The organism is Catenuloplanes japonicus, assembly GCF_000717135.1.
Taxonomy (GTDB): domain Bacteria; phylum Actinomycetota; class Actinomycetes; order Mycobacteriales; family Micromonosporaceae; genus Catenuloplanes; species Catenuloplanes japonicus.
In genome coordinates this window covers 25,823-44,659 of sequence record NZ_JNXY01000006.1, presented here as the reverse complement: position 1 = coordinate 44,659, position 18,837 = coordinate 25,823, and the positions used below count along the sequence as shown (strand labels likewise).

The 18,837-nt window shown below is 73.0% G+C and carries 13 protein-coding genes; 9 read left to right on the top strand and 4 right to left on the bottom strand.

Annotated elements, in window-relative coordinates; all coding sequences use genetic code 11:
• The first annotated feature begins 20 nt into the window (after positions 1-20).
• Positions 21-650 carry a PilZ domain-containing protein gene (locus tag OP04_RS10985; protein ID WP_198153790.1) on the top strand — a complete coding sequence of 210 codons (630 nt, stop codon included), beginning with the start codon at positions 21-23 and terminating at the stop codon, positions 648-650.
• On the opposite strand, the gene OP04_RS10980 is transcribed toward OP04_RS10985, so the two are convergent.
• Both OP04_RS10980 and pdxR read right to left on the bottom strand, forming a co-directional pair.
• Positions 647-2,257 carry a DUF885 domain-containing protein gene (locus tag OP04_RS10980; RefSeq protein ID WP_033339496.1) on the bottom strand — a complete coding sequence of 537 codons (1,611 nt, stop codon included), beginning with the start codon at positions 2,255-2,257 and terminating at the stop codon, positions 647-649. The genes OP04_RS10985 and OP04_RS10980 overlap by 4 nt on opposite strands.
• A gap of 5 nt (positions 2,258-2,262) precedes the next feature.
• Positions 2,263-3,636, bottom strand: coding sequence for a MocR-like pyridoxine biosynthesis transcription factor PdxR (gene pdxR / locus OP04_RS10975; RefSeq protein WP_033339495.1), 1,374 nt, complete (start codon positions 3,634-3,636; stop codon positions 2,263-2,265).
• Positions 3,637-3,705: 69 nt separating this feature from the next.
• Here pdxR and OP04_RS10970 point away from each other — a divergent pair, with 69 nt between their 5' ends.
• On the top strand, positions 3,706-4,761 hold the full coding sequence (locus OP04_RS10970; RefSeq protein ID WP_157239619.1) for a DMT family transporter: 1,056 nt from the start codon (positions 3,706-3,708) through the stop codon (positions 4,759-4,761).
• Positions 4,762-4,839: 78 nt separating this feature from the next.
• Here OP04_RS10970 and OP04_RS10965 read toward each other — a convergent pair whose 3' ends face one another.
• Positions 4,840-6,732: an enoyl-CoA hydratase-related protein gene (locus tag OP04_RS10965; RefSeq protein ID WP_063746583.1), complete on the bottom strand. Its 1,893-nt coding sequence runs from the start codon at positions 6,730-6,732 to the stop codon at positions 4,840-4,842.
• Between the two features lie 289 nt (positions 6,733-7,021).
• On the opposite strand from OP04_RS10965, the gene mfd reads away from it, so the two are divergent.
• The 3 genes from mfd to OP04_RS10950 are packed head-to-tail and all read left to right on the top strand — an operon-like array spanning position 7,022 to position 12,378.
• A complete protein-coding gene (mfd, locus tag OP04_RS10960; protein ID WP_033339494.1) occupies positions 7,022-10,630 on the top strand; it encodes a transcription-repair coupling factor in 3,609 nt (1,202 codons plus the stop codon).
• A 33-nt stretch (positions 10,631-10,663) separates the two neighbouring features.
• A complete protein-coding gene (locus OP04_RS10955) occupies positions 10,664-11,404 on the top strand; it encodes a hypothetical protein (protein ID WP_157239617.1) in 741 nt (246 codons plus the stop codon).
• Between the two features lie 23 nt (positions 11,405-11,427).
• Entirely contained in the window at positions 11,428-12,378 is a 951-nt protein-coding gene (locus OP04_RS10950; RefSeq protein WP_033339813.1) for a MazG family protein, read from the top strand.
• Positions 12,379-12,797: 419 nt separating this feature from the next.
• Here OP04_RS10950 and OP04_RS10945 read toward each other — a convergent pair whose 3' ends face one another.
• Entirely contained in the window at positions 12,798-13,550 is a 753-nt protein-coding gene (locus tag OP04_RS10945; RefSeq protein ID WP_033339492.1) for an SDR family NAD(P)-dependent oxidoreductase, read from the bottom strand.
• Positions 13,551-13,614: 64 nt separating this feature from the next.
• Here OP04_RS10945 and OP04_RS10940 point away from each other — a divergent pair, with 64 nt between their 5' ends.
• The 4 genes from OP04_RS10940 (at position 13,615) to OP04_RS10925 (ending at position 18,835) form a co-directional block, all read left to right on the top strand.
• Positions 13,615-14,019: a winged helix-turn-helix transcriptional regulator gene (locus OP04_RS10940; RefSeq protein ID WP_033339491.1), complete on the top strand. Its 405-nt coding sequence runs from the start codon at positions 13,615-13,617 to the stop codon at positions 14,017-14,019.
• 126 nt (positions 14,020-14,145) lie between these two features.
• Positions 14,146-16,929, top strand: a complete 2,784-nt coding sequence (gene ppc, locus OP04_RS10935; RefSeq protein ID WP_033339490.1) for a phosphoenolpyruvate carboxylase — start codon at positions 14,146-14,148, stop codon at positions 16,927-16,929.
• A gap of 134 nt (positions 16,930-17,063) precedes the next feature.
• Complete coding sequence (locus OP04_RS10930) at positions 17,064-17,978, top strand: ABC transporter ATP-binding protein (RefSeq protein ID WP_033339489.1); 915 nt, start codon at positions 17,064-17,066, stop codon at positions 17,976-17,978.
• On the top strand, positions 17,978-18,835 hold the full coding sequence (locus OP04_RS10925; RefSeq protein ID WP_033339488.1) for an ABC transporter permease subunit: 858 nt from the start codon (positions 17,978-17,980) through the stop codon (positions 18,833-18,835). Before OP04_RS10930 ends, OP04_RS10925 begins: the two co-directional genes overlap by 1 nt.
• Positions 18,836-18,837: the final 2 nt, after the last annotated feature.

Below are 18,837 nucleotides of genomic sequence, written 5' to 3'. Positions count from 1 at the left end.
CGGACGGCCGATGGGTGAACGTGAGTTTTACGTCCCCCGGCATCAACGAACGCGTCGAGATCACGGTGAGGCGCGGTGGCACCTACCGCTCCCGCGTGGAAGACGTCGACGGCGCGCTCGTCTCCCTGGCCGCCCCGCTGGACCTGCTGGTCACCGACGTCCCGGACGCGGGCCTGGAGCTGACGGTGCGCTGGATCGCGGGTGAACGCGGCCGGTACGCCGCCGACGCCGTGATCAACCGCGTCGTCCACGGCCACGTCAGCACCTGGGTCGTGGAGATCACCTCCAGCCCCGAGATCGAGCAGAACCGCGAGTACGTCCGCGGTGGCGGCGGCGAGCCGGTCGAGCTGATCGTGGGCGAGGACGGCGAACCGCACCGCGGCGAGGTGATCGACGTCAGCGAGCGCAGCGTCAAGGCCGTGTTCAAACGCCTGGACATCGCGGCCGGCACCGAGGTCTCGCTGCGACTGATGCTCGAGGACGAGCAGATGACGTTGCAGGGCAAGGTCTACCGGGTGGTCGACCAGGCCGCGACGTCCGAGGTCCAGATCGTGCTGATGCTGGACGCGGACGAGCGCCAGGCCCAGGCGATCCGCCGCCACGTGATGAACCTGCAGCGGCTCGCCCGAGCACGGGCCAAGGAACGCTAGACGCCGAGCAGCGTGCGCAGGTGGCGCGGTGCCGGTGAGCTGTGGGCCAGCATCGCGTCGTGCCAGGCGCCGACCGTGACGCCGGCCGGGCGCGCGGCCGCGATCGCGGACAGCTCGGTGTAGCCGACGAAGTACGTCGACAGCTGCGTGGCGGTGAGCAGCGCGCGCCGCCACTTGCCGGCCGCCTCGCCCTCCTCCTGGAACGCGCGGCCGGTCATCAGGCGCATCGCGTCCGCCTCGCTGAGGTCGTCGCAGTGCGTGAGCTGGTCCAGCACCGCGTTCATCGTCATCCGGAGCTGCATCTTCAGCTGCTGCATGCGGATCGGCAGGCCGCCGTAGCCGTGGTCCGCCATGGACTCCTCGCTGTGCACGGCCCAGCCCTCCACGAACGGGTCGGACCAGCCGAGCGCGCGCACGCGCGTGTTACCCCGGTAGCGGCGGGCGTGCGCGAACTGCAGGAAGTGGCCCGGCATCGCCTCGTGCACCGTGAGGTTGCGGACCATGTGGTCGTTGTACTCCCGGTAGAGCGAGTCCACCCGCTCCGCCGTCCAGTCCGCGGGCGCCGGCGCGATGCAGTAGGCCGTATACACGTCCGCGGTCTCCAGCGGGCCGGGCGGATCGCAGTAGGCGACGCTGATGCCGCGGGCGAACTCCGGCATCACCTCGACGACGCACTCGTCGCCGTCCGGGATGGTGACGATGCCGTGCTCGCGGACGAACGCGGTCGTCTCGGCCAGCGTGGTCCTCGCCAGGTCCACTATCGTGTCGTTGTCCGGCCGCTCCTCCGCGAGCAGCGCCAGCGCGCGGCGCACGGTCTCGTCCGTGGCCGGGCCGCCGGTCAGCTCCGCCGCGGTCTCCCGGATCCGTTCGCCGATCCGGTCCAGGTTGGCCTCGGCGCGGCGCAGCACCTCGGCCGCGGACAGCTCGGTGTCGAGCGTGTGCCAGAGCCGCGCCTCCCAGAGCCGGCGGCCCAGTCGCGGTGACCGTCCGTCCTGGTCCTGCCCCCGCAGATGCTCGGCGAAGTCGTCCAGCGCGGCCGCGGCGCGTACCGCCAAGGGGTCGATCTTGTCCTTCAGCGACGGCTCCTCGGCCAGCAGCGCGGGCAGCTCGTCGCGGATCAGGCCGGCCGTGCCGGCGAACTGGCCGGCCGCGGTCTCCACGTGGATGCGCGGGCAGTCGCGGAGCACGTCGCGGGCGGTGGCGACCGCGTCCGGCACCTCGGCCAGCCGCGCGGCCAGCGACTCCAGGCGCTGCCCGGCCGGCGCGAACGACCGGGCCATCAGGCCGTGCAGCAGCGGCCCCGGGTTGTGCATCAGCGGGTTCCACTCGTGCTCGCGGATCTCGGTGAGCTCGAGCGTCCGCCGCTCGACCATGGTGCTGAGGATGGCGTGGTCGACCTGGTCCTGCGGCTCGAGCAGGTCCGTGTCGAGCTGGGCGAGCGCGTTGCCCGCGTCACGGAGCATGGCGACCCGGCCGGCGGTCGCGCCGGCCGAGAAGTCCGGCAGGTGGTCGTCCTGGCTGTGGTCACCAGCGTAGAAGGCGGTGACCGGCTCGCTCGCGAGAATCGCGTCGACGATGCGCTCGGCCACAGGCACGAAGTCCGACATGGCGATCAATCTAACCGCAGAACCTCCGCCAGTGTGAGCACGGCGGCACGGAGCGTGGACGGGTCGTCGCGCGCGTAGCCGAGCACCAGACCGGGCGGGCCGGACGCGGAGAGCCGCAGCGTGCGCAGTGCGATCGGCGCGATCCCGGCCCGCGCCGCGTCCTGCGCCACCCGGTGGTCGTCCGTGCCCGGTGGCAGCTCCACCACCAGGTGCAGTCCGGCCGCGATGCCGGTGACGCGGGCCTGCGGCAGGTGCGTGGCGAGCGCGTCGAGCAGCGCGTCCCGGCGCCGCCGGTGCTCCCGGCGGGCCGCCCGCAGGTGCCGGTCGTAGCCGCCGTTCGCGATCAGCTCCGCGAACGCGAGCTGCTCCAGCACCGGCCCGCCCAGGTCCGCCGCCTCCTTGGCGGCAAGAACGGATCCAGACCGTGCCGGGGGTACGACGAGCCAGCCGATCCGCAGGCCGGGCGCGAGCGCCTTGCTGACCGAACCGGTGTGCGCGACCACGTCCGGCGCGAGGCCCTGGAGGCAGCCGACCGGGTCGCGGTCGTAGCGGAACTCCGCGTCGTAGTCGTCCTCGACGATCAGCGCGCCGGTCCGCCGGGCCCACGCGATCAGCTCGGCGCGCCGGCCCGGCGCCAGCACCACGCCGGTCGGGAACTGGTGGGCCGGCGTGAGCACGACCGCGCCGGCCCCGGTGGCGGCCAGCGCGGCCGGGACCAGGCCGTCCGCGTCGACCGGCACACCGGTCAGTCGCAGCCCGTGCCCCTCCAGGTGACCGCGCACGCCGACGCTGCCCGGATCCTCCACCGCGACCTCGCGTACGCCCCGGGCGCGCAGCGCGGCCGCGAGCAGGCTCAGCGCCTGGGCCACGCCGGCCGTGACGACCACCCGGGCCGGTTCCGCACGGGCCGCACGCACCCGGTTGAGATAACCGGCCAGCTCCTCCCGCAGCCGGACCGGACCGGCCGGCGGCCCGTAGTCCAGGCCGCTGTGCGGCGCACCGGCCAGCGCGGTCTCGTAGGCGCGCCGCCACGCCGCCCGGGGGAACATCGACAGGTCCGGCACGCCGGGGCGCAGCGGCCCGTCCACCGGCCGGTACGCGACCGGCGGCGGCTCCGGCGCGCGGACCGGCGGCGAGGCCCGCGGCGCCACCACCGTGCCCGCGCCGCGCCGCGCGACCAGGCGGCCCTCCGCGATCAGCTGCTCGTAGGCGTCCACCACCACGCCCCGGGAGACGCGCAGGCCGGCCGCGAGCTCGCGGGTCGACGGCAGCCGTGCGCCGGGGGCCAGCCGGCCGTCCGCGACCGCGTCCCGCAGCGCGGCGGTGAGCTGCGCGCCGAGCCCGCCGGCGGCACGGTCCAGCGCGGAGATCGGCACCATGATTGGTCCTCTCGAAGGCCGCTCGTTTGGACCTTCCCGGTGGACCATTCTGCCGCTTAGCGTCGGTTCGTGAAGTCGTCGTGGAATCTCCCCGGGGTCCTGCTCTGCGTGACCGGCATGGCAATCGTGGGCAGCTCGGTCGCGATCAGCCGCGGCCTGCTCGGCTATCCGACGCTGCTCGGCCAGGCGCTGCGGTACGCGATCGCGGCCGCGGTGCTCGCGCTCGTCGCCGCCCGCGTCCGGCCACCGGTGCCGGGCCGACTCACCGCGCGGGAGCTCGGCCTGCTGACCGCGCTGGCCGCGGTCGGGCTGGCCGGCTTCAACGCATGCGTGCTGCTGGCGCTGCGGCACGCGGACCCGGCCGTGGTCGGCACCATGATCGGGGCGGCCCCGCTCGGGCTCGCGCTGCTCGGCCCGCTGCTGGCCGGCCGCCGCCCGACCGGCCGTCTGGTGCTGGCCGCCGTGGCCGTGGTCGGCGGCACCGCGCTGGCCCAGGGCGCCGGCCACGCGTCCGCGATCGGCCTGGCCGCCGGTTTCGGCGCGTTCGCCGGCGAGGTGGCGTTCTCGCTGCTGGCCGCGCAGGTGCTGCCCCGGCTCGGCGGCATCCGGACCGCCGCGTGGAGCTGCGCCCTGGCCGTGCCGCTGCTGCTGGCCGCCGCGCCGATCGCCGGTGAGCGGTGGCGCCCGCCGACGTCAGCGGAGGCGGTGACGATCGGCTATCTGGCGCTGATGATGACGGTGGCGGCGTTCCTGGCCTGGTTCGCCGGTCTGCGCCGGCTCGGCGTGGAACGGGCCGGGCTGCTGACCGGGCTGCTTCCGGTGGCGGCGCTGGTCACGGCCGCGATCCAGGACCGGACCTGGCCGTCCCCGGTCCAGACCGGCGCGGTGCTCCTGGTCGCGGCCGCGCTCGGCTTCGCGATGACGGCCCGCACGCCGGACCTCACCGGCGCCGAGCCGGTCAGCCGAGCCACGGTCCCTGACCTCACCGGCGCCGAGCCGGTCGGCCGGGCCGCGGCCCCGGAAACGCGAGGGGCGGGCCCCGTCGGTGCGCACCACCCGCCCGACGGGGCCCGCCAGGAAGGCCGGTCTGACCGGTCGACCGGCCTCAAGCCTTTGTCTCACTGATCGCGGAGCGTGGCTCCGGATCCGCCGGGCACTCCGCGCCGAAATTTCGATATATCTCCTGGCAGGAGACCGAGCGGCCTACCCCGCCTGCGCCGGTACGGCCGGGCGCACCGGCTGCGGCCCGTCCGACGAAGGGGCCGGCCGCGGGCGTACGTGCTGCCGGTTCTTGCCCTGGTTCTGGGCGCCCGGGGGCGGGGTGGGGACCGGGCGTTTCTGGCCGGACGGCAGGAACGCCTCGGACGGCGTGCTCAGCAGCAGGCGCGCCGGCGTCGACGTCGGACGGACCTTGTGGACGAACGCGTGCCGCGCCGCCGCGAACCCGGACCGGTCCTCGAAGATGTCCTGGCTCATCTCGGCCAGCTCCCGCACCTCGTGCACCGCGAGCGGCATGCCGGACGCGAGCATCCGCGTCCGGCGCGTCCGCATCCGCCGGTTGAGCATCGGGTCGGCATGCCGGGTGGCCAGCTCGGCCAGCCAGTCCGCGAACGCGTCCGGGTGCCGCGGCCCGACCTCGTCCAGCAGCCCGATCGTGCGCGCGTGGCCGGCGTCGACCGGCAGTCGCTCGCCCAGCAGACGTTCGGCGCAGAGCGCGCCGACCCGGCGCGGCAGCGTGTAGGTGTGCAGCTCGGAGCCGTACAACCCCATGTCGTAGTAGGGGTTGAGGACGATGTCCTCGCGGCCGGCCACGATGTCCGCGCCGAGCGCGAGCATCACGCCGCCCGCGCCCGCGTTGCCGGGCAGCGCCGAGATCACCACCTGCCGCGTGCACTCGATGATCTCGGAGCAGACCGCGTTGATCGCGTTGATGTTCGCCCACGCGGCGCCGGCCGGGTCGGTCGCGGCCGTGATCTGGTTCAGGTGGATGCCGTTGCTGAACGCCTCCGTGCTGCCGCGCAGCACCAGCACCCGGGTGTCCTGGCCGGCCGCGTGCCGGAACGCCGTGAGCAGCCGCCGGCACTGGCCGGTCGACATCGCGCCGTTGTAGAAGTCGAATGTGAGCCAGCCGACGTCCGCGGTCCGCCGGTACCTGATCTGCCGGTAGGCGCCGGGCACCTCGGCCTCGGAACCCAGGGGCAGCGGCGCATGGGGTACGCCGTGCAGCCGCCTGCCCAGCACCACCGCGGCCGGCAGCTTCACGCCCCGGGGCCAGGTGCCGGCCGGCCCCTCACCGCCGGACGCGACCGTCTCCGGCTCGGCCGCGCGCAGGTGACCGACCCACACGCTGCCGTCCCCGGTCGCGACCAGGATCGCGCCCTGTCGCCGGCACAGCACGGTGCCCGGCTTCGCGGCGCCGCCCATGACGCCCGGGTGCGCGTCGTAGGCGAAGACCGGCATGTCCAGGATCTCGGTGCGCACGCCGGGCGCGCCGTCCGCGGCCCGGATCCGCCGGATGATCCGCTCGCTGCCCTCGTCCCAGCCGAACGCGCGGTCCGCCTGCCGCATCGGCGGGCGCAGGCGCGCGTTCGGGACCTCGTGCGGCATCCGCTCGGCCGGGACCGGCGTGAACGACGGGTCGGCGGCCTTCGCCAGCACCTCACGCACGCAGGCGATCGCCGCGTCCGCCACCGGGCCGTTGTAGAGCGCGGACTTGCGCGGCGCGGTGCTGGAGAGCCGGAAGATGCGCGTGGCCCAGACCGGTCCGGCGTCCATCTCCTCCACGGCCTGCAGCGCGGTGACGCCCCAGTACGGCTCCGCCTCCGTGATCGCCCAGTCGAGCGAGGACGGCCCGCGGTCGCCGACCGGTCCCGGGTGGATGATGATCGTGCGCCAGTTGGCCCACACCTCGGCCGGGACCCGATGGGTCAGGAACGGGGCCAGGATCAGGTCCGGGCGCGCGGCCCTCACCCCGTCGATCATGTCCCGTTCACCGGTCGCGAGCAGCACACCGACCTCGTGTCCCGCCTCCCGCAGCGTGCACCAGACGCGCTGGCTGAGTCCGTTGAAGGCGGAGACGAGCAGCAGAACCCGCACCGTGTGGTCCTCCTTGCGTGGTGGGGTGGTATCGAACCTGAGCGCCCCGGATGATCGGTAAGGCCCGGCCGCACGACCTTGCAAGCGCCCCGAGCTGGGCGGTCGCACTCCCGGTGCGACTTCGGCGAGCCCGCCACCTTCGGATTCAGCCGATCGCCGGATCAGGAGTCCGACGGCCGACCCACGGCGGATCCACGGGACGGCCGCCCGACCGGCGTAGTCTGGTTTGTCGTACCCCCCGTCCATGCTGGGCGTGGGGTAAAGCACCGTGCCGTTCTACGGGGGATCCATGAAGCTCGCCGGCCTTCTTCCCGCCGCGCTCGCCGACGGCGGTCTGGCGCGTGCCCGCGACCTCGCCCGCACCGGCGGGCCGGAGGCCGCGGAGCTGGGGCTGACCGCACCGGCGCCGCTGCGGCCGTTCATCGTCGCGTCCGTGGCCGCGGCCGTGACGTCCGGTGGTGCCGGGCGTCCGGTGCTGGCCGTGACCGCCACGTCCCGGGAGGCGGACGACCTGGTCGACGCGCTGGGCTGCCTGATCCCGGCGGAGCAGATCGTGGCGTACCCGGCCTGGGAGACACTGCCGCACGAGCGCCTCTCCCCCCGGTCTGACACGGTGGGCCGCCGGCTGGCCGTGCTGCGACGGCTGGCGCACCCGGGCGAGTCCGGGGCGGTACGGGTCGTGGTGGCGCCGGTCCGGTCGGTGCTGCAACCGCAGCTCAAGGGCCTCGGCGACCTCGACCCGGTGGTGCTGCGGCTCAAGGCCGAGGCGGGTCTGGAGGAGACGGTCGCGCGGCTGGTCGATCTGGCCTACGCGCGGGTCGACCTGGTGACGAAGCGCGGCGAGTTCGCGGTCCGCGGCGGCATCCTGGACGTGTTCCCGCCGACCGAGGAGCACCCGCTGCGCGTGGAGTTCTGGGGCGACGAGGTCGAGGAGATCCGCACGTTCGCGGTGGCGGACCAGCGGACCATCGAGCCGGCGAGCGAGCTGTTCGCGCCGCCGTGCCGGGAGCTGCTGCTCACGCCGCAGGTCCGGGACCGGGCGGCCGTGCTCGCCGAGGCGCATCCGGAGCTGGGCGAGATCCTGTCCAAGCTGGCCGAGGGCATCCCGGTCGAGGGCATGGAGTCGCTGGCCCCGGCGCTGCTCTCCGGCACGGACAGCATGGAGCTTCTGCTGGACTGCATGCCGCGCGACACGCACGTGCTGCTGTGCGACCCGGAACGCATCCGCACGCGCGCGCACGACCTGGTGCGTACCAGCGAGGAGTTCCTGCAGGCCAGCTGGGCCGCGGCGGCGGTCGGCGGCGAGGCCCCGATCGACGTGGGCGCGGCGGCGTTCCGCAGCCTGGCGGAGGTCCGGGCGGAGGCGGGGCGGCTGGGTCAGGCGTGGTGGTCGGTGTCCCCGTTCGGCCTGGCCGATGCGGAGACCGAGACCGCTCCCTGGGAGGACGCCCCGGCACAGGTCGCGGTCACGCCGGATGCGGGCGACGACATCGCGCTGGCCGCGCAGGCCGCGCCGCTCTACCACGGCGAGACCGGGCGGCTGGTCGACGACCTGAAGCGCTGGTCCGGCGACGGCTGGTCGGTGGTGCTGGTCTTCGAGGCGAAGGGCCCGGCGAACCGCGCCTCCGAGGTGCTGCGCGACGCCGGCCTGGGCACGGTCACGGTGGAGAAGCTGACGAGCGCGCCGGCCGCCGGGCAGATCACGATCGTCTGCGGCGGGCTGAACCACGGCTTCGTGGACGAGCGCTCCCGGCTCGCGGTGGTGACCGGCAACGACGTGACCGGCGGCCGTGGCGCGACCACCAAGGCGATGGGCAAGATGCCGTCCCGGCGGCGCAACACGATCGACCCGCTGGAGCTGAAGGCCGGCGACCACGTGGTGCACGAGCAGCACGGCATCGGGCGGTACGTGGAACTGGTGCAGCGGAAGGTCAACGGCGCCGACCGGGAATACCTGGTCATCGAGTACCAGGCGGCCAAGCGCGGCCAGCCCGGCGACCGCCTGTTCGTACCCACGGATCAGCTCGATCAGCTGTCGCGCTATGTCGGCGGCGAGGCGCCCACGCTGCACAAGATGGGCGGCAGCGACTGGCAGAAGGCGAAGGCGCGCGCGAAGAAGGCGGTCAAGGAGATCGCCGCCTCGCTGATCCAGCTGTACGCGGCCCGCCAGGCGCAGAAGGGCCACGCGTTCGGCCCGGACACGCCCTGGCAGCGCGAGCTGGAGGACGCGTTCCCCTACACGGAGACGCCGGACCAGCTGGCCGCGATCGAGGAGGTCAAGCACGACATGATGCTGCAGGTCCCGATGGACCGGCTGATCTGCGGCGACGTCGGCTACGGCAAGACCGAGATCGCGGTGCGCGCCGCGTTCAAGGCCGTGCAGGACGGCAAGCAGGTGGCGGTGCTGGTGCCGACCACGCTGCTGGCCCAGCAGCACTTCAACACGTTCGCGGAGCGGATGTCGCAGTTCCCGGTGGAGATCCGGCAGCTGTCGCGGTTCCAGACCGCGAAGGAGGCGGAGCAGACGCTGAAGATGGCCGGCGAGGGCACCGCGGACATCGTGATCGGCACGCACCGGCTGCTCTCCGCCGCGGCCCGGTTCAAGCAGCTCGGGCTCGTGATCGTGGACGAGGAGCAGCGGTTCGGCGTCGAGCACAAGGAGCACCTGAAGACGCTGCGGGCCAGCGTGGACGTGCTGACCATGTCCGCCACGCCGATCCCGCGCACGCTGGAGATGGCGATCACCGGCATCCGGGAGATGTCCACGATCGCCACGCCGCCGGAGGAGCGGCACCCGGTGCTCACGTTCGTCGGCCCGTCCGAGGAGAAGCAGATCGCCGCGACCATCCATCGCGAGCTGCTCCGCGACGGCCAGGTCTTCTACCTGCACAACCGCGTCGAGTCGATCGACCGGGCCGCGCGGAAGCTGCGCGAGCTGGTGCCGGAGGCGCGGGTGGCGGTGGCGCACGGGCAGATGTCCGAGGAGGCGCTGGAGAAGGTGATGGTCGGGTTCTGGGAGAAGGAGTTCGACGTCCTGGTCTGCACCACGATCGTCGAGTCCGGCATCGACATCCCGAACGCGAACACGCTGATCGTGGAGCGTGCCGACCTGCTCGGCCTGGCCCAGCTGCACCAGATCCGCGGCCGGGTCGGCCGGGGGCGCGAGCGGGCGTACGCGTACTTCCTCTACCCGCGCGAGAAGCCGCTGACCGAGCACGCGCACGAGCGGCTGGCCACCATCGCGCAGCACACCGAGCTGGGCGCCGGCATGTACGTGGCCATGAAGGACCTGGAGATCCGCGGCGCCGGCAACCTGCTCGGCGGCGAGCAGTCCGGGCACATCGAGGGCGTCGGCTTCGACCTCTACGTGCGGATGGTCGGCGAGGCGGTGTCGCAGTTCAAGGGCGAGCGGCCGGAGGAGGTCCAGGAGGTCAAGATCGACCTGCCGGTGGACGCGCACCTGCCGCACGACTACATCGGCGTGGAGCGGCTGCGCCTGGAGATGTACCGCAAACTGGCCGAGGCGCGGGACGACGTGGCGCTCAAGGAGATCGTGGCCGAGATGACCGACCGGTACGGCGAGCCGCCGGCCCCGGTCGCGAACCTGCTGGCCGTGGCGCGGTTCCGGCTGACCGCGAAGGCGTACGGGCTGACCGAGGTGACGCTGCAGGGCAAGCACGTGCGGATGGCCCCGCTGCCGCTGCCGGACTCCAAGCAGATGCGCCTCAAGCGCTACCACCCCGACTCCGTCTACAAGCTCGCGAACGAGCAGGTCAGCGTGCCGTGGCCGATGACGCGCCGGGTCGGCGGCGAGCCGGTGCGCGACCAGGCGCTGCTGGAGTGGTGCACCCAGCTGCTGAAGGACGTGCTCGGCGAGCCGGTCGCGGCGGGTCGCTGATCGATCACTGCCCGACGTGATAGAGTGATCTCTATGCGATCCGCCCGTTATGTGGCTTTTACGGCCGTGGCCGTGCTCGCCCTCTCCGGTTGCGCCCAGCACAGCCCGGCCGTGGCCGCGTATGTCGGCGACGTGACGTATGCGCAGCAGACCGTCGACTCGATCTTCGAGGAGGCGCGCACCGCCTTCGACGACGCGCAGCAGCAGCTGGCCGCCGCCCAGGCTGACGCGCGCGGCATCCCCGGCGACGAGCTGGAGAAGCCGAGCCTGCCGATCAACCGCCGGCACGTCGTCGATCTGCTGGTGTCGCTGGACCTCGGCCGTCGCGTCGCCGCGGAGCGGAACCTGCCGGTCACCGGCGAGCGCGTCCCGGCCGACCTGGTCGAGTCCGTGCTCGGCGTGCCCGCCGGCACCCGTTACGTGTCGCTCTACCAGGACTGGTACCAGGTCTACGGCGCACTCCAGGAGGGCATCGCGCCGGCCCGGGTCACCGACGACGGCATGATGACGGTCTACCGGGCGCTGGTCGACGCGGACGCGATCGAGCCGGACCTGTCCGTGCCGATGGTGCGCGAGCAGTTCGGCGACGGCGGTTTCGCGGGCGGCCCGCTGGCCATCTCGGACGCGTTGCGTGCCGAGGCGGAGAAGACCGGCGCCGTGGTCAACCCGAGGTACCTGCCGGCCGCCGCGCCCATGGTCGCCTCCGCCAACAACCAGTCGTTCCCGTACCGGATGCCGTTCCTCCAGGACGGGACCGTCGTCACGGCCGGCTGATCCGCTGCGGCATGCTGGTCCCCATGCCGCAGATCGTCCTGCTCGTCACCTCGCCGCGCCTGCCCGCGGGCCTGCTGACCGCCGACGCGTGGGACCTGGTCCGACGCCATCCGGTGCTCGCCTCCGAGGAGAGCGCGCAGGCCGCGGCGCTGCGGGCGGCCGGCGCGGACGTGACCGTGGTCGCGCCGGACCCCGCGCCGGTGCTGGCCGCCGCGCAGGAGCACGGCACCGTGGTCTGGCTGGCCGGCCCGACCGGCGACCAGGACATGGCCCGCGCGCTCGGCCTGCGCCTGGCCCGCGAGCCCGCGCTGGCCGAGCTGGAGCTGCGCTACGGCTCCTGGGACCCGCCGGGCGCGCGCCTGCTCGACGCCGTGTCCGTGATCGACCGGCTGGCCTCCCCCGGCGGCGATCCGTGGAAGCGGCAGCAGACGCACGCCACCCTCGCGCAGTACCTGCTGGAGGAGACCTACGAGGCCTACGACGCGATCGAGGCCGGCGACCTGGACACGCTGCGCGAAGAGCTGGGCGACGTGCTGCTCCAGGTGGTGCTGCACGCGCGCCTGGCCGAGGAGCTGCCCGAGGACCAGCGGTGGAACGTCGACGACGTGGCCGGCACGCTGGTCGAGAAGATGATCCGCCGCAATCCGCACGTCTTCGCGGACACCCAGGTCAGCGACGTCGACGAGATCATCGAGAACTGGGAGCGGATCAAGCGCGCGGAGAAGGCCCGCGGGTCCTCGATGGACGGCATCGCGCTCGCCCAGCCCGCACTCGCGCTCGCCGCCAAGATCCTCCAGCGGGCGGAGCGGGCCGGCGTCGCCGTACCGCTGCCGCAAGACCTTGATCTTGGTTCTGAGCTGCTGCGCCGGGTCGCGGCGGCCCGTGCGGCAGGCCAGGACGCCGAGGCCGGCCTGCGCCGCGCCGCCCTGGCCCACGCCGACGCCGTCCGCGAGGCGGAAAAAGACCAAACCTGAGATCATTTTCCCGCTTCCGGCGTGGTCCGGCAGCGTTGCTCCCGCGGGCACCGGTCGGCCGCAGGCGGCCTCCCTGCCGGTTTCGCCGTTGGTCACCGGAAAACCCGCAGGTCAGCAACGCTTACCGGCGACGTCCCGCCCGCGCGGCCGCACCGCGGCGTCGCGAACCGCGCGCCGGTGGCGCTCCGGTTCCACCGTCGATCGCCGGGAAACCGCAGGTCAGCAACGCTTACCGGCGACGCGGCCGCACCGCGGGGTCGCAAACCGCGCGCCGGTGGCGCTCCGGTTCCACCGTCGATCGCCAGAAAACCGCAGGTCAGCACTGCTTACCGGCGACGCGGCCGGCCGCGTGGCTAGACCGCCGGCGTCGCCGACCGCGTGTGCCGGGGGACACTCCGGCCTGTCGGCTCGACCGCAGGTCAGCGGCGGCCGCCGCTGACGTGGACGACCGCGCCGGTGATGAAGCGGGCCGCGTCGGAGGAGAGGAAGACGGCGAGCGGGCCGTAGTCGTCGGGCGTGCCGAGGCGGCCGAGCGGGACGCCGGAGACGGCCTGGTCGGCCATGGGCGAGCCGACGAAGCCCATCGCGCGGGTGCCCTCGGTGTCGGAGTAGCCGGGGAGCAGCGCGTTGACCCGGATGCCGCGCGGGCCGAGCTCGGTGGCCGCGACCAGCGTCGCCGCGTTCACGGCCGCCTTGGTGGCGACGTAGAGCGCGGCGTACGGCGGGTGGAACGTGGTGCCCGCGGTCGACACGTTGATGATCGACGCGGCGCCGAGGCCGGGCTGGCCGATCAGCGCCTGCGTGGTCAGCAGCGTGCTCCACAGGTTGGTGTCCACGTGCCGGCGGTACTCCTCCTCGGTGATCGCCTCGATCGGCGCGAACACGCTGATCCCCGCGTTGTTGACCAGCACGTCCACCGTGCCGAACGCGTCCCGCGCGGCCGTGAACAGCGCGGTCACGTCCTCGCCGCGGCCGACGTCCGCACGGACCGGGATCGCGCGGCCGCCCGCCTCGGTGATCTCCTTGGCCACGCGGTCCGCGCCCGCGGAGTCGGTGCGGTAGTTGACGACGACCGCGGCGCCGGCCGCCGCGAGATCCACGGCGATGCGCGCGCCGATCCCCTTGGCCGCGCCGGTCACGACGGCCGTGCGGCCCTCCAGTGTGATGTCCATGGCCGGTCACGCTAGGAGCGTTGATTACCGACGGGAAGTACGTACCTTTTTGTAAGCTACTGCCATGGCAGTTACCGAGCAGCTCGCATCCGCCTACCGTCTCCTGGCGGGTGACACCTTCGACACCCGGTGCCCGTCGCGCCCGATCATGGATCAGGTCACCACGCGCTGGGGCACGCTGATCATCTCGGCGCTGATCACCGGGCCGCACCGGTTCTCCGCGCTGCACCAGAAGATCGGCGGCATCAGCCAGAAGATGCTGTCCCAGAACCTGAAGGTGCTGGTCCGTAACGGCCTGGTCGACCGGCAGGTGGAGCCGACCGTCCCGCCGCAGGTCACCTACAGCCTGACCGCGCTCGGCGAGAGCCTGGCCGAGCCGCTCTGCGCGATGCTGATCTGGTTCGGCGCGCACTCCGACGAGCTGATCGAGGCGCAGGAACGCCACGACGCCACCGCGGACCCGGCATAGGCTGGGGCTGAGACCACAGCTTGAGACAAGGCTCACCAGAGTGACCCGAGCGCTACTCCTCGCCGATACGATCGCGCACAAGTCGGACAGCGCTGTCCTTCGTTCGCATGGAAGGGAGCGCTTTCTGTGACCGAGCACAGCGACCACGACGGTCCTGACGCAGCACTTCGCGCCGATATCCGCAGGCTGGGCACGCTCCTGGGCCAGACGCTGGCCCGCCAGGAGGGCAAGCCGCTGCTCGACCTCGTCGAGGAGATCCGCGCGCAGGTGCGCACGGACGCGGACGCCGCCGCGGCCCGGTTGACCGCGATGGAGGTCACCACCGGCACGCAGCTGGCCCGCGCGTTCTCCACCTACTTCCACCTGGCGAACATCACCGAGCAGGTGCACCGCTCGCGTGACCTGCGCCGGCAGCGCGCCACCTCGGGCGGCTGGCTGGACCAGGCCGCGAAGCTGATCGCGGAGGCCGGCGTCCCGGCCGACGAGGTCGCCACCGCGGCCCGCCGGCTCGCGATCCGCCCGGTCTTCACCGCGCACCCGACCGAGGCGTCCCGCCGGTCCGTGCTCACCAAGCTGCGCGCCGTCGCGGACCAGCTCGACGCGGAGACCGCGGCCGCCGTGCTCTACGGCGCGAAGGACGACGGGCCCGCCTCCCAGCGGCTCGCCGAGCTGATCGACCTGATCTGGCAGACCGACGAGCTGCGCCTGGACCGGCCGGACCCGACGGACGAGGCCCGCAACGCGGTCTTCTACCTCAAGGAGCTGTACGCGGACGCCGCCTCCCAGGTGCTCGACGACCTGGCCGAGACGCTGCGCTCGCTGGGCGTGGAGACGCCGCCGACCGCGCGCCCGATCACGTTCGGCACCTGGATCGGCGGCGACCGCGACGGCAACCCGTTCGTCACGCCGGCCGTCACCCGGGACGTGCTGATCATCCAGCACGAGCACGGCATCCAGGCCACCGAGGCCGCGATGGACGCGCTGATCACCGAGATCTCGGTGTCCCGCCGGCTGCGCGGCGTCTCGCTCGACCTCTCCGCCAGCCTGGCCAAGGACCTGGACGCGCTGCCCGAGGTCGCGGCCCGCTTCCGCCGGGTCAACGCGGAGGAGCCGTACCGGCTGAAGATCCGGTGCATCAAGGCCAAGCTGGCGAACACGCGCGAGCGGCTCAGCCGCAGCACGCCACACGTGCCCGGCCGCGACTACCTCGGCACCGAGGAACTGATCGGCGACCTGGAGCTGATGCGCGCGTCGCTGGCCCGCAACTCCGGGCAGCTCACCGCCGTCGGCCGGCTGTCGTCCACGATCCGCACCGTCTCCGCGTTCGGCATGCACCTCGCCACCATGGACGTGCGCGAGCACGCGGAGGCCCACCACGCCGTACTCGCCCAGCTGTACGGGCAGGTCGGCGAGGTCGGCGACTACGCCACACTCACCCGGGAACAGCGCACCGAGCTGCTGGCCGGCGAGCTGTCCGGCCGCCGCCCGCTCTCCAGCGCGGACGCGCAGCTGACCGACGCGGCCCGCAAGACGTTCGACGTGTTCACCACGATCCGGGCCGCGCAGGAACGGTTCGGCGCGGACGTGGTCGAGACCTACATCATCTCGATGACGCTCGGGCCGGACGACGTGCTCGCCGCCGCCGTGCTGGCCCGCGAGGCCGGCCTGATCGACGTGCACTCCCGGCGCGCGCGGATCAACATCGTGCCGCTGCTGGAGACACCCGCCGAGCTGAGCTCCGGCGGCGAGATGCTGGACGGGCTGCTGTCGCTGCCGGCGTACCGGGCGATCGTCAAGGCGCGCGGGGACGTGCAGGAGATCATGCTCGGCTACTCGGACTCCAACAAGGAGGGCGGGATCACCACCTCGCAGTGGGAGATCCACAAGGCGCAGCGCGCGCTGCGCGACGTGGCGGCCCGGCACGGCGTCCGGCTGCGGCTCTTCCACGGCCGCGGCGGCACGGTCGGGCGCGGCGGCGGCCCCACCCACGAGGCGATCCTGGCCCAGCCGTACGGCACGCTCGACGGCGCGATCAAGGTCACCGAGCAGGGCGAGGTCATCTCCGACAAGTACACGCTGCCCGCGCTGGCCCGGGAGAACCTGGAGCTGACCGTGGCCGCGGTGCTCCAGGCCACGCTGCTGCACACCACGCCGCGCGTCTCGGACGAGAACCTGGTCCGCTGGGACGGCGCGATGGACGTCGCGTCCGAGGCGGCGTTCCAGGCGTATCGGGGACTGGTGGAGAACCCGGACCTGCCGGCGTACTTCTGGGCGTCCACGCCGACCGAGCTGCTCGGCGCGCTGAACATCGGCTCCCGCCCGGCCAAGCGGCCGAACGCGGACGCCGGCCTCGGCGGCCTGCGCGCGATCCCGTGGGTGTTCGGCTGGACGCAGAGCCGGCAGATCGTCCCCGGCTGGTTCGGCGTGGGCACCGGCCTGGCCGCGGCCCGCGAGGCCGGCCTCGGCGACGTGCTCGACGAGATGTGGAAGGACTGGCACTTCTTCCGGACGTTCCTGTCCAACGTCGAGATGATGCTGACCAAGACCGACCTGTCGATCGCCCGGCGGTACGTCGACACGCTGGTCCCGGACGAGCTGCACCCGATCTTCGCCACGATCGAGGAGGAGTACGCGCTGACCGTGCGCGAGGTCCTGGCGATCACCGGCGAGGCCGGCCTCCTGAAGGCGAACCCGGTGCTCTCCCGCACGCTCGGCGTCCGCGACACCTACCTGGAGCCGCTGCACCACCTCCAGGTCGCGCTGCTCCGCCAGTACCGCGACAGCGGCGCCAGCCAGACCGTCGGCATCCAGCCCGGCGCCCGCCGCGGCTACAGCGACGCGACCGCCCTGGAGCGCGCGCTCCTGACCACGGTCAACGGCATCGCCGCCGGCATGCGCAACACGGGCTGACCTTGTACGGGGTGCGCCCGGCCGATTCCGGCCGGGCACACCCGTACCCCCTGATGGGTCTCAGGGTTTTGATCTTGATTTTGCAGGGTTGATTCCTGAGGTCCCCGGTGCGTGGGCCGCCTAGGCTCAGAGCCGTGACATTGATCGCGACCCAATCCCTGACGAAGGTCTACGGCGGACGCGTCACCGCGCTGTCGGACCTGACGCTGAGCGTGGGGCCGGGCGTTGTGGGCCTGGTCGGCGCGAACGGGGCCGGCAAGTCCACCCTCATCAAGCTGCTGCTGGGGTTGATTCCGCCGAGCGGCGGCTCCCTGAGCGTGCTGGGGCTGGACCCTACGACCCAGGCTGCCGACGTGCGGGCGCGCGTCGGATACATGCCGGAGAACGACTGTCTTCCGCCGGAGCTGTCGGCGGCCGAGTTCGTGACGCACCTGGGGCGGATAAGCGGTCTGCCGCGCACCGCCGCCCGGGAGCGCGCCTCCGAGGCGCTGCGTCACGTCGGACTCTACGAGGAACGGTACCGCCAGATCGGCGGCTACTCGACCGGCATGAAGCAGCGGGTGAAGCTGGCGCAGGCGCTGGTGCACGACCCCGACCTGCTGCTGCTGGACGAGCCGACGAACGGGCTGGACCCGGCCGGGCGCGACGCGATGCTCAACCTGATCGCACGGATCGGCTCCGAGTTCGGCATCTCCGTGGTGGTCTGCTCGCACCTGCTCGGCGAGGTCGAGCGGATCTGCAACTCGCTGATCGCGATCGACGGCGGCAAGCTGCTGCGGTCCGCGGAGATCTCCACGATGACGACCAGCACGGACGTGCTCGCGGTGGAGGTCAGCGAGGGCACGGACGAGCTGGGGCACCGCCTGGCCGCGGCCGGGCTGCCGCCGACCCGCGAGGGACGGCTGCTGCTGGTGCCGCTGGGCTCCGCGCCCGACGCGGCCTACGACACGATTCTGGCCGCGGTCGCCGACCTGGACCTGCCGCTGCACCGTCTGGAGCAGCGCCGGCACCGGGTGGCCGAGCTGTTCGCCGCGAGGGAGGACGCCTGATGTCCGTCATTCACGACATCGGCTATCGCCGTTACCAGGGCCCGCGGCTCGGCCGGGTCTCGGTCCTCGCCGCGCTCTACGTGCACGGCATGCGGGCCGCGTTCGGCCTGGGCCGCACGTTCAAGGCCAAGATCTTCCCGTGGTCGGTGGCCGGCATCATGCTGGTCGTCGGCGTGGTCGCGGCCGCGGTCAAGTTCCAGACCGGTCTGGAACTGCTCACCTACGAGACGTTCCCGGACCAGATGAGCATGCTGCTCATCCTGTTCTGTGCCGTGGTCGCGCCGGAGCTGGTCTCGCGTGACCTGCGCAGCGGCGTGCTGCCGCTCTACTTCTCCCGGCCGCTGAGCCGCGCGGACTATCCGCTGGCCAAGCTGGCCGCGATGATCACGTCGGCGTTCGCGGTGATGGCCGTGCCCATGCTGATCATGTTCCTGACCGCGGCGTTCAGCGGCGACGGGATGGGCGCGGTCTGGGACGAGGTCAAGGCGTTCGCGCCCGGCCTGGCGTACGCGCTGCTCTTCGCACTGGTCTACAGCTCGATCGCGCTGCTGGTCTCGTCGTTCGTCAGCCGGCGTGCGGTCGCGGCCGGCGCCACGGTCGCGGTGTTCCTGGTGACCGCGCCGGTCGTGGTCGTGCTCACGTTCGCCACCACGACCACCGGTCAGCAGCTCGCGCAGCTGGCCAGCCCGTCCACGCTGGTCGGCGGCGTCGGCCAGTGGATCTTCGGCAGGCCGGAGGGCATGCCCGAGGAGCTGGGCATCGGCTCGTTCGGCCCGCTCTACGGCGCGGTGACGCTCGGCCTGATCGCCCTCTGCGTCTCGCTCCTGCTCGCCCGATACCGGAAGGTGGCATCGTGACC

What these genes read in the sequence shown, in the direction of transcription:
- OP04_RS10950 (WP_033339813.1), top strand. Translation starts at nt 11,428, where the DNA reads ATGCCGCAGATCGTCCTGCTCGTCACCTCGCCGCGCCTGCCCGCGGGC.
- pdxR (WP_033339495.1), bottom strand. Translation starts at nt 3,636, where the DNA reads ATGGTGCCGATCTCCGCGCTGGACCGTGCCGCCGGCGGGCTCGGCGCG.
- mfd (WP_033339494.1), top strand. Translation starts at nt 7,022, where the DNA reads ATGAAGCTCGCCGGCCTTCTTCCCGCCGCGCTCGCCGACGGCGGTCTG.
- OP04_RS10980 (WP_033339496.1), bottom strand. Translation starts at nt 2,257, where the DNA reads ATGTCGGACTTCGTGCCTGTGGCCGAGCGCATCGTCGACGCGATTCTC.
- OP04_RS10955 (WP_157239617.1), top strand. Translation starts at nt 10,664, where the DNA reads ATGCGATCCGCCCGTTATGTGGCTTTTACGGCCGTGGCCGTGCTCGCC.
- OP04_RS10940 (WP_033339491.1), top strand. Translation starts at nt 13,615, where the DNA reads ATGGCAGTTACCGAGCAGCTCGCATCCGCCTACCGTCTCCTGGCGGGT.
- OP04_RS10925 (WP_033339488.1), top strand. Translation starts at nt 17,978, where the DNA reads ATGTCCGTCATTCACGACATCGGCTATCGCCGTTACCAGGGCCCGCGG.
- OP04_RS10945 (WP_033339492.1), bottom strand. Translation starts at nt 13,550, where the DNA reads ATGGACATCACACTGGAGGGCCGCACGGCCGTCGTGACCGGCGCGGCC.